The sequence below is a fragment of the Staphylococcus sp. GW823-FHT05F06 genome (assembly GCF_058795495.1).
The window spans coordinates 128,899-145,782 of sequence record NZ_JBXAHW010000003.1 but is presented as its reverse complement, the minus strand read 5'-3'; the positions used below and the strand labels follow the sequence as shown (position 1 = coordinate 145,782).

The following is a 16,884-nucleotide window of genomic DNA, read 5'->3' as shown; positions in this document are numbered from 1 at the left end:
TGCCTATTTTATTTTTCACGTGAAACAGCACAGTATATTCATTCATATTACATTTTCATTTAAAGTACAGAATCAAACAATTACATTCGTCGATCATAAGTCCATTGATACGGACTATCTAGTAATCGCCAATCTTCATCAATCTCACTACTATGAATTAAGCATGCATCTAATTCCCGGGAAATTTTTTCTTGATCTAAATCCGTACCAATAATTATAAATTGCGTTTGACGATCTCCATATTCGATATCCCAATCTTCTACTACATCTTGACGCGCCTCCAAAATAGCTTGCTGTTGACTTTCACTCATTGTTGCCACCCAGTATGTAACGGGGTGAATATTACAAGATGAACCAGCCTGTGATAACAAACACGCTACATCATTATACTGCGCTAACCATACAATCCCTTTTGTTCTTACAATATTTTCTGGCATTTGTTCTAGCCATTGATGAAATCTTTTTGCATGAAATGGTAATCGTCTAGTATAAGCAAATGATGTAATCCCATACTCTTCTGTTTCCGGCGTATGTGTCGCATGTCCTCCAGCTGTTAATTCTTTGATCCATCCAGCTGATTCACTTGCCTTCTCAAAATCAAATAATTGCGTATTAAGTACATCTGATAATTCCACTTTAGCATTTACTGTTTTAATAATTTTAGCTTCGGGTTGCAATGCACGTAATACATTTTCTAATTTTTCTAAAGCTTCGTCGCTAATCAAATCGATTTTATTGATAATCATCACATCACAAAATTCTACTTGATCAATGAGTAAGTCAGCAATAGTACGCTCATCTTCATCATCAACACTTTCATCACGGTCTGCCAATAAATCTTCACTACGAATATCATTAACAAAGCGATTCGCATCTACAACCGTCACCATTGTATCTAATCGACATATAGAGGTTAAATCAATACCTAATTCTTCATCTATGTATGAGAACGTTTGAGCTACTGGTACAGGCTCAGATATCCCAGTTGATTCAATTACAATTTGATCGATACCCCCTTTGTGAACTAAGCGCTCGACTTCTCGTAACAAATCGTCTCTTAAAGTACAACATATGCATCCATTAGAAAGTTCTACTAATTTCTCATCTGTTCTAGATAAGCCGCCACCTTGTGCTACTAAATCCTTATCAATATTAACTTCACTCATATCATTGACTATGACAGCAATGCGTCGCCCTTCTCTATTTTTTAATATATGATTAAGCAATGTCGTTTTGCCCGACCCTAAATATCCACTTAATACAGTTACAGGTATTTTCGCCATTTCAAGAACCCTCTCTTTTGTAAATAGTAATTATTACGTTTTACATTCTATAGAAAGTTCCTTCTTTTATCAATACTCAATTTTTTAAAAATTGAATAAACGTGATTAAATAAAAAAAGCTAGTTGGAATCATTATAAATTTCCAACTAACTAAGATTAAACTATTACAATTATATATGTTCATCTAAAAAGTAATTAAATACCCAAATGATACCATTGAGACGGTCTTTTACCTCTGCATGATAGGCATTAAAAAAAGTTTTATTGAGTTTCACTTTAGCATGACCACCATCATCAATTAACCTTTTATAGACACGCTCCAACTCTTCTAATGAATCACATTCAATAATAAGATGAGGATTTTTAGAAACGGGATGCTTATGAAACGTATCGGAGAAATGTACGAACGTTTCATCACCAATAATAAGTTGGGCATGATAAGTTCGACCATCTTTACCCATAAGTATTTCTGTTTGAGCATTAAATACATCTTTGTAATAACATAAAGATTTATCTACGTCCTTAACGTAAATAAATGGGCTTACATTTTTCATAATTTCCTCCTTTTTTTATTTATTAACACATTTAGACACACTTTCATCAATTTAAACTAATCATTTTCGGGATTATTGCAAATTAATACAATAAAACCACTCCTCAATGGAGTGGCTACTTTTCTATATTTTAGGTTCACCGTTGACTAGCACACTATTTAAAAAGTTGAGAAATTGTATTACGAATTGAATTGAATCGTTCATAATCTACATATCCTCTCAATACTTTTTTAACACTTTTATTATAAAACGTTTATGCTTCAACATACTAAATTTGCCTAACTGTATATTTTTCATACTCAAGTGTCAAATAAATGGTGTGATATTATTTTGTTCAACCACATTTCTCCTAATATTTAAGAGTTGCACGCATACATATTAACAAAAATATTTTCTCCAACTTTGAATAGAAAATATTCTGTTCATTTTATGTATTCACATAATCGTGAAATCATTTATGACTTTGATCAATTTTCAAATCGCCTAGTCCTAGCGCTCATCATTGTATACTCAGTTATGTCGTTGTGTCCCGTTCTAACATTTGCTTTTTAGTAATAATGGGGTACTTTTTGAAAACAATAGACCCTACAATACCAGCAATAGTTCCTATAATCGCCATAACCACACCATAGATAATCACTTTCGTTAAACTATTAAAACCAAACATCACTAAAAAACCTGCAATAGGTGTAGCAGTGCCAGTTGCATTATTAATCATACCTGACCAAGCAATTATAATACCGGCAATTGCCCCACCAAAGAAATTAGTGACATAAATAGGAATAGGATTAGCGGAAACAATATCAGCTTGAGAAAGCGGTTCGATTCCGACTGAAATGGTTGATTTACGGTCTCCCAATTTCAAACGATGGAACAATGCACTATTCATAAACGCGGAACTAAATGCGGCCATGGCACCTATAGCCATAGGCGCACCCGTTAAACCAAGCAATGCAGTGAGAGCCATTGAACTTAATGGAGCAGTACCTACTACTGTAATAATACCTCCCAATACAATTCCCATAATCAACGGGTTAGCATCTGTACTACTTTGTATAATATCCCCAATTTTAATTAACGTGTTATTAACCACTGGCGTCAATCCAGTAGCAATTAACCTAGCTATAGGTGCGAGAAGAATGATTGAACCAATTAAATCAATACCGTCTGGCACATATTTCTCGGTATACTTCATCATGTAGCCTACAATATACCCAGCGAAAAATCCTGGTAACAAGTCCATACCTCCACAAGCTGCCCCAATAACTAGTGCATAAACTGGAGATACCCCAATCGCTAATGCAGTTAATCCAGCCGCAGCCACACCACCTAAACCTCCAGCAGCATCTCCCAGTTCTTCTAAGAATTTAATCCCAAATACTTGACCACCCACATATTTATTGAAAGCTTCAACTAAAAACGATGCAATCGCCGCATTCGCTAAAGCTCCCATCGCCCTCATCCCACTAGGTGCTTTGTATGTAAATAGAGTAAAAATAACTAAAACTAAAATTAAAAATAAAGTACCTATAAGCAAATCCATATCAAACACTCCCCATAACACTTATAATTTTCTGATTTTTTAGAAAACAACTATAAAATACATAGTACCAAAAAAATATACCTTTGAGGAGAATTTTTTAAAAAATAGAAAATATTTATTAAATTAAATAAAGTTAAATAGTAAAACATTGTAACAAGCTTCAACTTACTCTACCAATGGAGACTTTTATTAGAATTCCTCAAATTAATCCTCCACGACATATTAATGAAATGATTGAAACGATACACAATCGTGATTTTGATGAATTCAGTTCTCTAAAAAGAACAATTTAAATTTTTAATAAATCAATCATAAATATCACCTTTTTTCAAAGCAAGATTTGTATTTGCGAGTTCTTCCATAAATTGTGAGTCATTTAAAACATCGAATGGTTTATTACCTTCGCCTATTAAAAATCTAAAATGAGTAATATTCATAAATTCAAATATTAATTTAAATTGGTGGACTAAAGGTTGTGCTTTAATACGTGGACTGTCACCGCCTATGATTAAAATTAAGTACTTTTTTTGTGACATAATTTCTTTGAAGTTATCTATTTGCGTATCTCGCAATGATTCAGTCCATCTATCAATAAAGAGTTTTAAAGACGCACTCATGGAATACCAATAGAGAGGCGTTGAGAAAATTATAATATCTGATTTTAAAACTTTATTTAAAATTTTTTTATAATCATCATTATGAATGCTAGTTTCATTGCTATGACGATTATCATTAACCTTTTCAATGTTACTTTGGTATAAATTTATAAACTTTCCATCAATTAGAACATTTTATTATTATCAATAGGTTTTAAAAATCCAAAGTTAAGTAGTTGAACTAGACCTAAAAAGACATAAATAAAAAATCAAGATCATGCTAAGTGAGTTTATATCTGTTGAAGATAGTAAAATCTATATTAAAGAATTAAAAAATATATAATTATTCAATACTAGTTATGACAATTTAAACAAAAAAATTTTAAATGGTGTATTATTATAAGGGTAAGTTAAAATTATGATAACAGAAATTATCACTTCAATTTTCAATAGTATATTAAAGCAAGAAGAAATTTATTTAAATAATAATATTGAACAATTAAGTGAGTTCAGAAAAGACATTATCCTAAAATGAAAACCAATTAAAATTATTTGCCAATCATAACAGTATCCAATCTCTTAAAGATATAAGATAAAATAAAAGACACTTACACACGATAACTATTCATTAATGAAAGTTAATTCATCAATTAAGGTGGTGGTTCTATCGAACAATATCTAATACACCATAGAAAAATGAATATAAAAGGTAGTAAAAAAAGGAGTTACTTATAAAATGAAAAAGTTTTTTATATTTTTATTAAGTAGTTTATTAGTGCTAGCTGCATGTGGTAAGAATTATGAAATCAGTGATATTACAAGCAAATTTAAAAAAGAAGGTTTAAGTGTCGAAAACTTACGAAAAATGGACCGTGAAGATTTTGGTATGGCACCAATGAAAACTGAAAATGCTAAAATATTTACTGTTTCAGAAGATAAGAATGCACGTATTTTAAAATTTAAAAATGAAGATGACCTAAAAGAAATGAAAAAGTATTATGAAGAATTGGGTAAATCCAGTGCTACGTTCTATTCACATGTATACACTAAAGATAAATTTTTAATTCAAATGAATGGCGACATTGACGATCATGTATTTGAAAAGTATAAAAAAGCTATGAATGAGGCATTAAATTAAAGGAGAATACATATGAAAAAATTATTATGTACATTATTTGCTGCTGCACTAGTGTTAAGTGCTTGTGGCCAAGACGACACTAAGGAAGATGAAAATAAAAAGTCAGAAATTACTACTGAAAAGAAATCTGACGATAAAAAAGACAAAAAAACTAATGAGGATAAAAAGTCTGGAGAACAAAAGAAATCTCAAGAAAAAAAGAATAACAAGTCAATGCAAGAATCTGCTACAAATGAACAGGTTCAATCTCAACAACAAACGCAACAAGCTAATCAACAAGCACAACAGTCTGATAATCATGAACCTACAAAAGAAGAGATATATGAATGGGATAAACAAAACATTCCCGGAGGTACAGATTTTGGTTTGATTGATCCAGAAGATGTAAATGAAGCTTCGGAATCTCAAAACGAAGAACCAGATGAATGGATTAAAGAACAAGAGGAATGGAATAACGCTACTCAATCAGAAAAAGAGGAGCTACGTAAACAGAACGCGCAAAAGTATGGTTATGAGTATGATCCTAAAGATTATGAAGAATAATAAATAATTGGGTAGCACGTCTACCCTTTTTATTTAGGGAGGGTAAACTCGTGGCATGAGAAATTCACCAAATAAACATGGTGAAACTAAATATCGCTATTATGAGAAGTATAAAGATTCACTCACAAACAATTGGCGACGTGTTAGCATGGTATTTAGAAATGATAAGCAGTTACAAAAAGTGGCTCAGAAACGCTTAAATAAGATGAGCGTATAGAAGAAAAATTAAACTATAAGACCCTACTATACTTAAGTCACTAACATTCCATGAGCATTTGATGAGTGGTTTGAAAGATACAAATTAACATCCTGATTTAAACAATCTATTGTTACATAGAGATTTTATATTCACTAACCATAGAGGAAGCCCCCTATCAATTACATCAATCAATAGAAATTTACAAATTGGTGCAAAGAATGTAGGTATTGAAAAGCATATAACGAGCCATACTAATGTGTCATAGTCACATATCATTATTATCACAGTTAGACACATTACTAAGTACAATTATGAATCGTGTAGGTCATACAGACCATAAAACTATCCTACAAATATATAGGCATGTTACTGAATAAATTAGAAAAGATACATAATAACTTATTAATAAAGATAGGATTTTTAAATAAATTTTGTTATATATCCTTTATTATGTGGTTTATTTTGTGCTTTACTAGAAGTAATCGATTTATGGTATGCAAAGAAAATAACTAAAACTCATTCAAAAGATTGGAGATTTAATCCACATTTAATTTGGATGATGTTTATATTCAGTGCAGTTATGGGGATTATCTATGTTTTATTATTTAAATGATATATCCTGGTAGCGAGATAATCTATATGGTTATCTCTATTTTTTGCGTTCAAATAAAAACAAACTTCACACACCGTCTTTTCCAACTTCAGAAGTACAAAAACAACCCCTTAAGCCTATGCCTAAGGGTTTTCATTATTCTATGCTATTATTCCCACTCGATGATATGTATTTTTCACATGTGTTTTCGACTATTGATATACGTTGTCATATTAGAGTTTTATAGGTACTTCTTTTTTATAGATTGCTATTAATTTTTAATTAACGTATTCAAAATAAAAACGCCACTTAGTAAGTGGCGTTTAAAATGAAATATTTAACTTGTCCGTGTGTGTGTGTGTAATCCTTTATATACTTAGCTAAAGGCAGAGGCTATGCACTCAAAACAATCACTAATACTGTTTTGTAAAATTGGTGTACATATTTGTCTGAGAGTTTTACTATCGCTCATCTTTACCACTCCTAACAAGATTATAATTAAAATTATAGATGCTAAAAGGTCAGAATGAGTGCTAGCAACTACCTCGAGCTAATGCCATTGGCTAAATATATAAAGGTTATTACTAGTTAATTATACCACTTAATCCTTTTTTAAACATTAAAGAAATCATTTAAAAATTCCAATTTAGTAATCTGTCTATTTATTTAAGGTATCAACAAAACACAAAACCTTTAACCACATTGCTAAATCAACAAGCTGATAAATGCTGCAATCCTAATTTAGGACTACACCCGTGTATTAACATATGCTTAAATTGAGAATGTGCCTACATATCGAAGCGGTTGCTATATTCAATTAGTAGCTACCGTCACAAATTGTTACATAAGCTCATGCACTAAAGTGGTGCGTCAGCTTACACGCTAAAATACTGTATGAGATGTAAACAAATTTGTATATATCACTGTCCATATTTGGACTGTGAAACTCACTGCGCAAATCTGCGCCACGAGATTATACATCATAAATATATTTCGACTATAAGCTGCGTACTCATTGTAGGTACATAGCTTTCATTCCTCAGATTTGGGGAGTGATAATATCCCACATATTAAAATTTTCATTTTAAGCTGCGTAGCCAAATTGACTACGCACATCTATAAGTTAGATAACCGATATTTCGGTTTTCCAAAGTAACGTTTTAGTAGTTTGGATATAAGAGAACTCATATTTGAGTTTTCTAGCTATATATATTCAGACAAGCCACATTTGGCTTGTCTGAACTTATAGAACGGATATAGTCGTTTTCTGATTTACCGTTGTGATATATCTACTAGTGCCGACATTTCGGCTGTATTCAGCTTAATTTTAGAGAACGAATATTTTCGTTTTCTAATGCACTGACTTAGTGCGTCAGCATTTGTATTATTAATTAATACGCTCACATTTGAGCTGAGTAAATATATAGAGTTATTCAGTCTATTACTGAACCCACATTGGGGCTGTGTATAAATCAATATCCCCAAATTTGAGGATATTAAGCTAAGTAGATAATACGTCCACTTACGGACACATTTAACGAAACCACATTGGGTTCGGTTATACACAAAAAGGTACCCCTAATTTGAGGCACCCTTTATTCTAATATCAAACCACTTACCTATTTTAAGGTACTGGTTACAAGCGTACTTTTAAATCTGTTTGTAACTTTATGAAATGTCAAGTTTTGACAAGTTAAAAAGACTACATCTAGCGGATACAGTCATTTAAAGGATACTCAATTTTGAGTAGTACATTTCAGTAGATACGTTCATTATCTTTAAGAAAACTATAATTGTAAATGTTAAACATCTACTTTTGTGTTTATAAATCACGCTTACATTTATTTTTTATTTTAGTATTATTTCTGTATAATATCAAAGCAAGAGGAAACTCGTTTTCAACTCGCTTCAAAAACCCTCCTGATTTTTAGAGAAAAATTCTCTTATTTCATCGTCTTTAATAAAATAATATGCCATCTTTCCCTCTTTATAAAAATCAAGTACCTCATTTTTATATAAAAGTCTTAAATGATGTGAAGTTGAAGCAACACTCATTTTCAATATCAAAGAAATATCACAAACACACAACTCATCTTCTTTAATCAAAGATAATATAATTTTCAATTTCTTCTCATCACAAATTTTTTCTAAAATGTTAAGTAATTTCTTAGATTTATCATCTTCTAAAAAACTTAAAGCATTGTTAACTTTATCCTCATGTACACAGATCACATCACAAGCATTTTCATAACTCATATGAAATCACACCCTAAATTAAAATATAAATCCTAAAATTGTTTGAATAGTGTCATTTTCTATAATAATAAATAAACCTAAAGCTATATAAATAACAGCCATAATCCAACGGCTAAATTTCTCAACAATTTCTCCAACTCCTGGAATATTAGCTAATTTTTGTGCAGTAAATACCAAGAAGAAAATTAAAATTAAAAAGACAAACAAAGTAATGAATAAATTAGTAACACTTAATGTCACAAAATACGGAACAAATAAACCAATATTATCAGCACCACAACTTGCTATCGTAACAATTGCAACCGTACCAACTAATTTAGACAATCCTTTTTCATTCAATTCTTTTTTAGCTCTCTTTTCTCCTTCACAATCATCATAAATAGCCACTTTAATTCCTAAATAAATCGGTATTAACCCTAATAATCCTAATATCCATTTTTCAGGAACATAATTTAAGACAAAGGCAAAGAATAAACTTACGACAATCAATGTCACAGATCCTACATATTGACCAATATAAATATCTCGATATTCCTTTTTAGTCTTTGCTTTAGCAAAAAATATTAACAAAATCACTAATAAATCTACTGCTGTCGCAATATACAGAATAGCAGCAGTTACAATAGTCTGAATCATAATTACACCTCATTCAAAAATATTTTTGAATATATTGTAACTTATGTTTTCAAATAATCATAGATGCTTTATTCCAATTGCTTTATTGATATCGATACTTAGAATTCTTAACAATTTCAAAATCAACATAAATGAGCGATTTATTTTTGTGAATACTTCTTAAAAATTCCAATAATCCAATTAATTAAAAATACAGTTAAAACACCAAAAGCAAGCCCATCTAAAATTTCAAAAGTTATTGTATCAGGTGATGGAAGTAAATAATTCATGGTACAACGAAGCATAATTACCAATACTAAAGCTTTTAAAAAGTAATTAACTTTGTCCAATTACCATTCTCCTATTATTTTTTAATCTTACCTCTTTTAAATTATAATTTATTAATTAATTTAAATTCTAACAAAATAACTCCGCAATTAAAAACCTAAAAATGCCCATCTGAATATTTTCAGATAGGCTCTATTTAATCCTCTAACGGTATATCATCCACAATCATAGTTCTATTAGGATAGTTTTCTTTTATTTTATCTAGAGCTCTCTGGGTTCTGTTGCAAAGTAAAAAAATATAGCAAAGGTATTGATAAATCATCTCCTTTTTTCAAAGGAGATGGTAATACTGTTAAAAATGGAGATATTGTAAAGCAGCCACAACTTACTAAAACATTAAAAGGCATTAAAAATAATGGGCCTAATTACTTTTACGATAAACTTGCAAAGCATCTAACTACAGAATTAAACGGCCAGATTGATAAAACTGATTTTAATAATTATAAATCAAAACAGAAAAAACCAAGTGAAACAAAGTATTTAAATACCCATGTTTATTCATCATCTAATCCCTTAGGTGGCGGATTAATGCTACAAGGTTTAAAATTAGATGAGATGCTTAATAATGGTCAAAGTGATGAACAATACTTAAATAGTGTTTTATCAGGAAGAGATTTAATGTACAGTAATAGAGATATCGTTAATGCTAAAACGAACTTCTCTCAAGAATACCTTTCAAATATGTATATAAGTAATAAATATAACAATCAAAATACATCTGACTCTATTAGCGATAATAGTGTTAAGAAAACGAGTACTTTACACTTTGTAGTCGTTGACAAACAAGGTCAAATGACGAGTACGACAAATACACTATCAGGATACTTTGGGTCTGGTAAATATATGGATGAAGGATTCTATATGAATAATTCCATGACGAACTTCTCTGATAATAAAGATAGTAACAATTATCATGCTAAAAATACTGTGCCAAGGTCATATATATCTCCAACAATTATAGTTGGACCAGACTACTATATGGGAATTGGTAGCCCTGGTGGAAATAAAATACCAACTATTCTTAATGAAGTAATTATTGATTACCTTAGAGGTAATGGATCGTTGCAAGATAGTATATATAAACCTAGATTTTATAATGATGGTAATACAGTACATTTTGAAAAAGGGATGAATAAAAAGTATTTAGATATACTTCAAAATCAAGGTTACAATATTAAAGAAGAAAAAGATAATCCTAATTTTGGAAGTGTTCAAGCAGGTATTTATCATATTAAAAATAAAAAAACTGAAATTGCAAATGATGTAGGAACCAGATAAACTGATTTAAAATACACCAATCTTCAAAATTTTAGAGATTGGTGTATTTTAATATATTTGTAAATGCCTTGGGAAATTTTTCATTTATTTACTTTGAGTATTAGACGCTGATTAAACATTAAATTATCTTTTTTAGAATTTTGTTTAAAAAAATATGATATCAATCATTAACACCAATTTCATTAAATTGATAAAACAAGTTATAATATAGGTGAAGACTTTTTAATAATAAAAATAGGAGTTCAAAAATGACAAAAAAAATGGTGATTATATCATTCGGCAGGATTTTACTTATTATAATTGGGGCACTTATTACAGCATATGGTTTGGAATCTATATTAATCCCAAATAACGTTTCTGACGGAGGAGTCACAGGGATTAGTATTGTAGGTTCCACTTTGTTTGGTTTACCTTTAGGAATATTAATAGGAATAATCAATTTACCATTTATATGGTTAGGTTATAAACAAATCGGACGTAAGTTTGCTATATTTTCAATAATAGGTATCTTATCATTATCTATATTCACTTCGATTATGCATCATGTACCAACAATTATTGAAGGTGATTCACTACTTATTACTGTAGTTGGTGGAGTTGTTATTGGATTAGGCATGGGTCTTGCCCTTAGAAATGGTGGGGCATTAGATGGTATAGATATGTTAGCCGTTTTATTATCTAGAAAGTTACCTTTCGGAACAAGTGATTTAATTTTATTTCTCAATACATTCGTATTTATACTTGTTTCTACTGTTTTTGGCTTTAAAGGTGCCATTTTATCAGCGCTCGCATATTTTATTGCTTCAAAAGTTATACATATTATTGAAGAAGGACTAAGTGGTTCGAAAACGTTTAAAATTATTACAAAAGATTATGACATTATGAATAAAGAAATTAAAGAAAGACTGGGAAGGTATTGCACATTTACAAAAGTGACTATTGATGAAGAAAATAATTCATTTGTAGAAATTTCTTGTGTTATTAATAAACTCGAAGAACAAAAACTTAAAGAAATTATAAATGATGTAGACCCAGACGCATTTATCGCAATATATGATACAGCAGAAGTTAAGGCTGGAAATATGAAAAAATCAGATATATATTAAAATTACGATAAATAAAAAGCTACCAGTTATTAGGTAGCTTTTTATTGGTTCTCTCTTTTCTTGTTTTAATATTAAAATCTCAGAATAATTGATCACCATAAGTTTTCAGACGCTGTGAGAAGCTCTCATTTGCATTGAAAAACCGTTTATTAAAACAAATCATCGTTATCGTGTTTAATTCTATAAACAGTTTGTCTTGTAATATTCACTTCTTTCGCAATTTTACTAATCGCTTTGCCTTCCTCTAACATTTCTACAACACGATGATAGATAACACGTTTTTGAGGATCTTTCGCATTGGGAGAATATAATAAAGGTCGTCCTTTATATACGCCTTTCTCTTTCGCAACTTGAATCCCTTGAGCTTGTCGACGTTTACTTTCATTTCTTTCTTGTTCTGAAACCATTGCTAATATCTGTATAATTAAATCTTTCATAAATTTATCTAATAATGGATTACCAATGACTTCATTCATCATTGGTAGACTGGTAATCATCAATTGTACTTCTTTCTCTTTAAGATAATTAACGGTATTAATGACTTCATCATAATTACGACCTAAACGATCAATTGATTCCACGACAAAACGATCTCCCATTCTCACAAAGTTCAATGCTTCTTGAAAGACGGGTCTGTTTTCTATAGATTGACCTGATTGTTTTTCTGTAAAAATTTTTTCAGCACCAAATGTTTTTAAATTTTCAAGTTGTCTTTCTAAATTTTGATCTACTGATGATACCCGCGCATAGCCCACAATCATTTAGTTTCACCTCATAATTAATATACACCCTAATCATACATTTTAATTGCTGTAATTTCAACAATTCATTTTGTATGATTAGGGTGTGTCCTGTCTATTTTTATCTTTCTTAAAACTTAGTAATATTATTTATCTTTATTTTCTTGATTATTTAACCTATTGAGATAACGATAGATTGTGGTACGTGAAACTTTCCATTGTTCTGCAATAGTTTTAATTGGTGTTCCATTATCATAAAGTGTTTTGAGTAACTTTAAATCTTGTTTATTTAATTTTTCGGGACGACCTCCATAGCGTCCTCTAGCACGAGCGGCAATTCGTCCTGCTGAAGAACGTTCTAAAATTAAGTTGCGTTCAAACTCTGCAAATGCTGCGAATAAATGAAATAACAATTGTCCTGTAGAACTTGATTTATCCATTGTTATATTTTCTTCTAAACTATGAAAACTCACGCCTCGATTATTAAGTTCATTAACTAATGTGATTAAATCTTCCATATTACGCCCTAGTCTATCTAGTCTCCAAACAACAATCGTATCTCCTGCCCTCGCAAATTCAATGGCTTTATCTAAACCAGGACGTTTACTTTTTGATCCACTTATGTGGTCGCTAAATATCTTTTCACAACCATATTGATTTAATTGATCTTCCTGCAAATTTAAATTTTGTAAACCAGTTGAAACTCTTGCATAACCTATTTTCAAAATACAAACCTCCTATATACATCTTCATTGTATCATAACTTAATTCTAACCATATTTATGAACATAGATTTTCTGTTGGGTTATTGAACACTAAAATATGTATACTTGCTATATATATAGACATAAAAAGAGAGTGTATAGAAAATGGTTATTTTCTGGACACTCTCATATTTAATAAAATATTTTAAATGTTATTAACAAAACTAATTTAATAAGAGTCAAGCATAGTTTACATATGTATTATGTTTGAAACATATCTCTAATTACTTTTTACTAATATCATTTAAAATGTCTCGCAATTCTTCAATTTCTTTGTTATTTAATTCTTCATTTTTCGCAAAATTCAGCACTAAACTTTTCATGTCCCCTCCATACAGTTTATTAAGAAAGGTTTTAGCAGTTTTCATTTTAATATCGTCTTCTTTAATATTTGATGAGTAAAAATAAATATTCTCTGATTTGTATCGTTTTATAATCTCTTTTTTATATAGTCTTGTGATTAATGTTCTAATCGTTTTATCGCTAACTTCTTTATATTTTTGAATTTCAACTACAATTTCATTAGCTGATACTGATTTTTTATCCCATATTATATTCATAACATCCCATTCAGCCATAGATATTTCAACTTGCTTATTGGCCATTTAAAACACCCATTTCTTTTAATATTTTTTCACTGATTAATTCAGCATTTTTCCCAGACGGCTTTCCATCTGATAAATGTGTAGCAAAATAATACTTATCATGATTTGTAATTACGTAACCTACAAACCACCCATTATTATACTTCCCGTTTACTATACCTGTACCTGTTTTCCCATACAGTTCATACTTTTCATTTTTCTTAATCAATAATGAAGAAGATAATTGATTCTTTGCTTTTTTACTAAAATGGTTATTTTGTTCCATCATATTTTTAAAAACTATTACTTGTTCAAGATTAGATATTTTCAAACTATCTTCCATCCAATAGCTTTTATAACTTCCCAAGTTTTCATTACCATAATTTAATTGCTTGAGTTGAGCCGCAGTATAGTTCTTTGGTATTTGATTACTAATACGTTCGAAGTACCAATTAACTGAATTTTGCATTGCTGTATTTAAATCTTGTTCCTTATTCCAAGACTCGAAAGGATAATGTTTATGATTCCATGACATACGTGAATTTTTATCACTTATGATATGATGGTCAAGTCCAAACATCGCTAAATAAATTTTATAAGTTGAATCAGGAGAATATCTCTTTCTACTTTCTTTTTCATTATAAATATAGTATTTGTCTTTCTTCATGCTGTACATGACGAAAGATCCACTATTTGAACCAAAATTTTTACTTTCATCTAAAATTTGGTGATCGTTCTGTAAGGGCTTTTTATAATTATAATCAGTTATGGATTGCCCCATCAAAAACTGGCTTTGAATTACCATGAGCAAAAAAGTAAAAATACAAATAAAAATTGGAATTAATTTGGACTGTTTTTTCAAATTGGCTTCTTTTATATTAATTAATCTTCTTTTGAGTAATGACTTTTTACCATTAAATGAATGGCTTAATATATTTTTATTAAAAAATGGAATATTTAATACGGAGTCCATAATAGATTCCGCATAAGTTTTAAATTCATTTTTGTTAATATTATTAAGAACAAATCTATCGGCTTCTACTTCATTGTCATGAATTATCTTTCTTTTTACAATATGTATTAATGGATTGTAACTCATAACAATAGAGAAGATATTAAAGATAATTAAATGTAAAGTATCTCTATTTTTAGCATGAGCATATTCATGCAATATTATATATTTTAGTCTTTTGTCAATTACACTTTTAAAATATGAACTAGGAATCAAAATAATATATTTCCCATACCAAAAAGTTATTGGAGATTGAATAGTCTCTGCTTTTCGAATCACAATATTTTTTTTATATTGATGGTTGAAAAGTATCGTATCTATTTTATTTTTTTCATTTTCGTTTAGATAAAGTGACTGTCTCTTTAAATATTTAAGATATAATAAGGATTTCAAAAATTTAAAACTTAAAATAATAACCAAAACTATCCAAATAACTGTGCAGATATTATCAATTGAATCCCAATTAAACTTATGGATATCTGTTGTGAACTCTTGAACAGGTTTGGTGGTATTTATGTTATGGTTCAAGTCGTGTGACCTACTTTCAACTGTGGGCGATTGATTATTCACATTATTAAATTTTATAAAAGAGAATTTAATTGGGATAAAAGGAATTAATCCAGCAAGCACAGTTAGATACCAAACTTTATAATTTAAACTATAATTAAAATAGCGTTTTAATATATACCTAAAAAATACTAACAATAGAAATATAAAACAAAAGCTTACTACGCTCATTATTAGTAATTTAGCCATTTTGACACCTTCTTTCAATTATTTATAATAAACAATTGACACCAATATTACAATTGTAATATTATTAATTTGTAAAAATTACAACTGTAATATTGGAGGGTTTATTTTGAAAAAGTTAATATTTTTAATTGCAATTGCTTTAGTTTTAAGTGCATGTAATTCAAACAGTTCACATGCCAAAGAGTTAAATGATTTAGAAAAAAAATATAATGCTCATATTGGTGTTTATGCTTTAGATACTAAAAGTGGTAAGGAAGTAAAATTTAATTCAGATAAGAGATTTGCCTATGCTTCGACTTCAAAAGCGATAAATAGTGCTATTTTGTTAGAACAAGTACCTTATAATAAGTTAAATAAAAAAATACATATTAACAAAGATGATATAGTTGCTTATTCTCCTATTTTAGAAAAATATGTAGGAAAAGATATCACTTTAAAAGAACTTATTGAGGCTTCAATGGCATATAGTGATAATACAGCAAACAATAAAATTATAAAAGAAATTGGTGGAATCAAAAAAGTTAAACAACGTCTAAAAGAACTAGGAGATAAAGTAACAAATCCAGTTAGATATGAGATAGAATTAAATTACTATTCACCAAAGAGCAAAAAAGATACTTCAACACCTGCTGCTTTCGGTAAGACTTTAAATAAACTTATCGCAAATGGAAAATTAAGCAAAGAAAACAAAAAATTCTTACTTGATTTAATGTTAAATAATAAAAGCGGAGATACTTTAATTAAAGACGGTGTTTCAAAAGACTGTAATGTTGCTGATAAAAGTGGTCAAGCAATAACATATGCTTCTAGAAATGATGTTGCTTTTGTTTATCCTAAGGGCCAATCTGAACCTATTGTTTTAGTCATTTTTACGAATAAAGACAATAAAAGTGATAAGCCAAATGATAAGTTGATAAGTGAAACCGCCAAGAGTGTAATGAAGGAATTTTAATATTCTAAATGCATAATAAATACGG

At 29.5% G+C, this 16,884-nt stretch carries 17 protein-coding genes and 2 pseudogenes; 8 read left to right on the top strand and 11 right to left on the bottom strand.

Going from position 1 to position 16,884, the window contains the following annotated elements:
* Positions 1-80: 80 nt before the first annotated feature.
* The 3 genes from AC1Q7N_RS03465 to AC1Q7N_RS03455 form a co-directional block, all read right to left on the bottom strand.
* Positions 81-1,283, bottom strand: coding sequence for a GTP-binding protein (locus AC1Q7N_RS03465; RefSeq protein WP_492712797.1), 1,203 nt, complete (start codon positions 1,281-1,283; stop codon positions 81-83).
* Positions 1,284-1,453: 170 nt separating this feature from the next.
* Positions 1,454-1,837: a VOC family protein gene (locus AC1Q7N_RS03460; protein WP_001829355.1), complete on the bottom strand. Its 384-nt coding sequence runs from the start codon at positions 1,835-1,837 to the stop codon at positions 1,454-1,456.
* Between the two features lie 514 nt (positions 1,838-2,351).
* Positions 2,352-3,335 carry a PTS sugar transporter subunit IIC gene (locus tag AC1Q7N_RS03455; RefSeq protein WP_224785162.1) on the bottom strand — a complete coding sequence of 328 codons (984 nt, stop codon included), beginning with the start codon at positions 3,333-3,335 and terminating at the stop codon, positions 2,352-2,354.
* Here AC1Q7N_RS03455 and AC1Q7N_RS03450 point away from each other — a divergent pair.
* Entirely contained in the window at positions 3,289-3,423 is a 135-nt protein-coding gene (locus AC1Q7N_RS03450) for a hypothetical protein (protein ID WP_161375103.1), read from the top strand. The genes AC1Q7N_RS03455 and AC1Q7N_RS03450 overlap by 47 nt on opposite strands.
* Positions 3,424-3,685: 262 nt before the next feature.
* Here the strand turns inward: AC1Q7N_RS03450 and AC1Q7N_RS03445 are convergent.
* Positions 3,686-4,150 (bottom strand): annotated as a pseudogene (locus AC1Q7N_RS03445) (flavodoxin family protein); the annotation flags it as partial.
* 562 nt (positions 4,151-4,712) lie between these two features.
* Here AC1Q7N_RS03445 and AC1Q7N_RS03440 point away from each other — a divergent pair.
* The 4 genes and pseudogenes from AC1Q7N_RS03440 to AC1Q7N_RS03425 all read left to right on the top strand — a co-directional run.
* Entirely contained in the window at positions 4,713-5,114 is a 402-nt protein-coding gene (locus tag AC1Q7N_RS03440) for a hypothetical protein (RefSeq protein WP_002470699.1), read from the top strand.
* Positions 5,115-5,126: 12 nt separating this feature from the next.
* Positions 5,127-5,657 (top strand): hypothetical protein, encoded by a 531-nt coding sequence (locus AC1Q7N_RS03435; RefSeq protein ID WP_145376523.1) that lies wholly within the window; start codon positions 5,127-5,129, stop codon positions 5,655-5,657.
* 55 nt (positions 5,658-5,712) lie between these two features.
* Positions 5,713-5,874 (top strand): hypothetical protein, encoded by a 162-nt coding sequence (locus AC1Q7N_RS03430; protein ID WP_002489086.1) that lies wholly within the window; start codon positions 5,713-5,715, stop codon positions 5,872-5,874.
* Positions 5,875-5,992: 118 nt separating this feature from the next.
* Positions 5,993-6,233, top strand: a pseudogene (locus AC1Q7N_RS03425) (tyrosine-type recombinase/integrase); the annotation flags it as partial.
* Between the two features lie 2,123 nt (positions 6,234-8,356).
* Here AC1Q7N_RS03425 and AC1Q7N_RS03420 read toward each other — a convergent pair.
* The 3 genes from AC1Q7N_RS03420 to AC1Q7N_RS03410 all read right to left on the bottom strand — a co-directional run bounded on the left by AC1Q7N_RS03420 (position 8,357) and on the right by AC1Q7N_RS03410 (position 9,669).
* Positions 8,357-8,704 carry an ArsR/SmtB family transcription factor gene (locus AC1Q7N_RS03420; RefSeq protein ID WP_002447711.1) on the bottom strand — a complete coding sequence of 116 codons (348 nt, stop codon included), beginning with the start codon at positions 8,702-8,704 and terminating at the stop codon, positions 8,357-8,359.
* 18 nt (positions 8,705-8,722) lie between these two features.
* Positions 8,723-9,340 (bottom strand): CadD family cadmium resistance transporter, encoded by a 618-nt coding sequence (locus tag AC1Q7N_RS03415; protein WP_002447710.1) that lies wholly within the window; start codon positions 9,338-9,340, stop codon positions 8,723-8,725.
* A gap of 140 nt (positions 9,341-9,480) precedes the next feature.
* On the bottom strand, positions 9,481-9,669 hold the full coding sequence (locus tag AC1Q7N_RS03410) for a hypothetical protein (protein WP_002455893.1): 189 nt from the start codon (positions 9,667-9,669) through the stop codon (positions 9,481-9,483).
* Positions 9,670-9,916: 247 nt separating this feature from the next.
* On the opposite strand from AC1Q7N_RS03410, the gene AC1Q7N_RS03405 reads away from it, so the two are divergent.
* The gene (locus tag AC1Q7N_RS03405; RefSeq protein WP_145376521.1) at positions 9,917-10,945 is read left to right on the top strand and encodes a gamma-glutamyltransferase; all 1,029 of its coding nucleotides are present in this window, start codon (positions 9,917-9,919) and stop codon (positions 10,943-10,945) included.
* Positions 10,946-11,193: 248 nt separating this feature from the next.
* Positions 11,194-12,051, top strand: a complete 858-nt coding sequence (locus AC1Q7N_RS03400) for a YitT family protein (protein WP_000162894.1) — start codon at positions 11,194-11,196, stop codon at positions 12,049-12,051.
* Positions 12,052-12,200: 149 nt separating this feature from the next.
* On the opposite strand, the gene AC1Q7N_RS03395 is transcribed toward AC1Q7N_RS03400, so the two are convergent.
* From AC1Q7N_RS03395 to blaR1, 4 genes are all read right to left on the bottom strand, one after another.
* Positions 12,201-12,812 (bottom strand): recombinase family protein, encoded by a 612-nt coding sequence (locus AC1Q7N_RS03395; protein WP_000635275.1) that lies wholly within the window; start codon positions 12,810-12,812, stop codon positions 12,201-12,203.
* A gap of 125 nt (positions 12,813-12,937) precedes the next feature.
* Positions 12,938-13,516, bottom strand: a complete 579-nt coding sequence (locus AC1Q7N_RS03390) for a recombinase family protein (protein ID WP_000690625.1) — start codon at positions 13,514-13,516, stop codon at positions 12,938-12,940.
* A gap of 263 nt (positions 13,517-13,779) precedes the next feature.
* Positions 13,780-14,160 carry a penicillinase repressor BlaI gene (blaI, locus tag AC1Q7N_RS03385; RefSeq protein ID WP_001284653.1) on the bottom strand — a complete coding sequence of 127 codons (381 nt, stop codon included), beginning with the start codon at positions 14,158-14,160 and terminating at the stop codon, positions 13,780-13,782.
* Positions 14,150-15,907, bottom strand: a complete 1,758-nt coding sequence (gene blaR1 / locus AC1Q7N_RS03380; protein ID WP_001096386.1) for a beta-lactam sensor/signal transducer BlaR1 — start codon at positions 15,905-15,907, stop codon at positions 14,150-14,152. The genes blaI and blaR1 overlap by 11 nt, the downstream gene beginning before the upstream one ends.
* A gap of 106 nt (positions 15,908-16,013) precedes the next feature.
* Here blaR1 and blaZ point away from each other — a divergent pair, with 106 nt between their 5' ends.
* Positions 16,014-16,859 (top strand): penicillin-hydrolyzing class A beta-lactamase BlaZ, encoded by an 846-nt coding sequence (gene blaZ, locus AC1Q7N_RS03375; protein ID WP_145376519.1) that lies wholly within the window; start codon positions 16,014-16,016, stop codon positions 16,857-16,859.
* The last annotated feature ends 25 nt before the right edge of the window (positions 16,860-16,884 follow it).

What these genes read in the sequence shown, in the direction of transcription:
- AC1Q7N_RS03415 (WP_002447710.1), bottom strand. Translation starts at nt 9,340, where the DNA reads ATGATTCAGACTATTGTAACTGCTGCTATTCTGTATATTGCGACAGCA.
- AC1Q7N_RS03400 (WP_000162894.1), top strand. Translation starts at nt 11,194, where the DNA reads ATGACAAAAAAAATGGTGATTATATCATTCGGCAGGATTTTACTTATT.
- AC1Q7N_RS03420 (WP_002447711.1), bottom strand. Translation starts at nt 8,704, where the DNA reads ATGAGTTATGAAAATGCTTGTGATGTGATCTGTGTACATGAGGATAAA.
- AC1Q7N_RS03465 (WP_492712797.1), bottom strand. Translation starts at nt 1,283, where the DNA reads ATGGCGAAAATACCTGTAACTGTATTAAGTGGATATTTAGGGTCGGGC.
- blaR1 (WP_001096386.1), bottom strand. Translation starts at nt 15,907, where the DNA reads ATGGCTAAATTACTAATAATGAGCGTAGTAAGCTTTTGTTTTATATTT.
- blaI (WP_001284653.1), bottom strand. Translation starts at nt 14,160, where the DNA reads ATGGCCAATAAGCAAGTTGAAATATCTATGGCTGAATGGGATGTTATG.
- AC1Q7N_RS03435 (WP_145376523.1), top strand. Translation starts at nt 5,127, where the DNA reads ATGAAAAAATTATTATGTACATTATTTGCTGCTGCACTAGTGTTAAGT.
- AC1Q7N_RS03440 (WP_002470699.1), top strand. Translation starts at nt 4,713, where the DNA reads ATGAAAAAGTTTTTTATATTTTTATTAAGTAGTTTATTAGTGCTAGCT.
- AC1Q7N_RS03460 (WP_001829355.1), bottom strand. Translation starts at nt 1,837, where the DNA reads ATGAAAAATGTAAGCCCATTTATTTACGTTAAGGACGTAGATAAATCT.
- AC1Q7N_RS03395 (WP_000635275.1), bottom strand. Translation starts at nt 12,812, where the DNA reads ATGATTGTGGGCTATGCGCGGGTATCATCAGTAGATCAAAATTTAGAA.
- AC1Q7N_RS03430 (WP_002489086.1), top strand. Translation starts at nt 5,713, where the DNA reads ATGAGAAATTCACCAAATAAACATGGTGAAACTAAATATCGCTATTAT.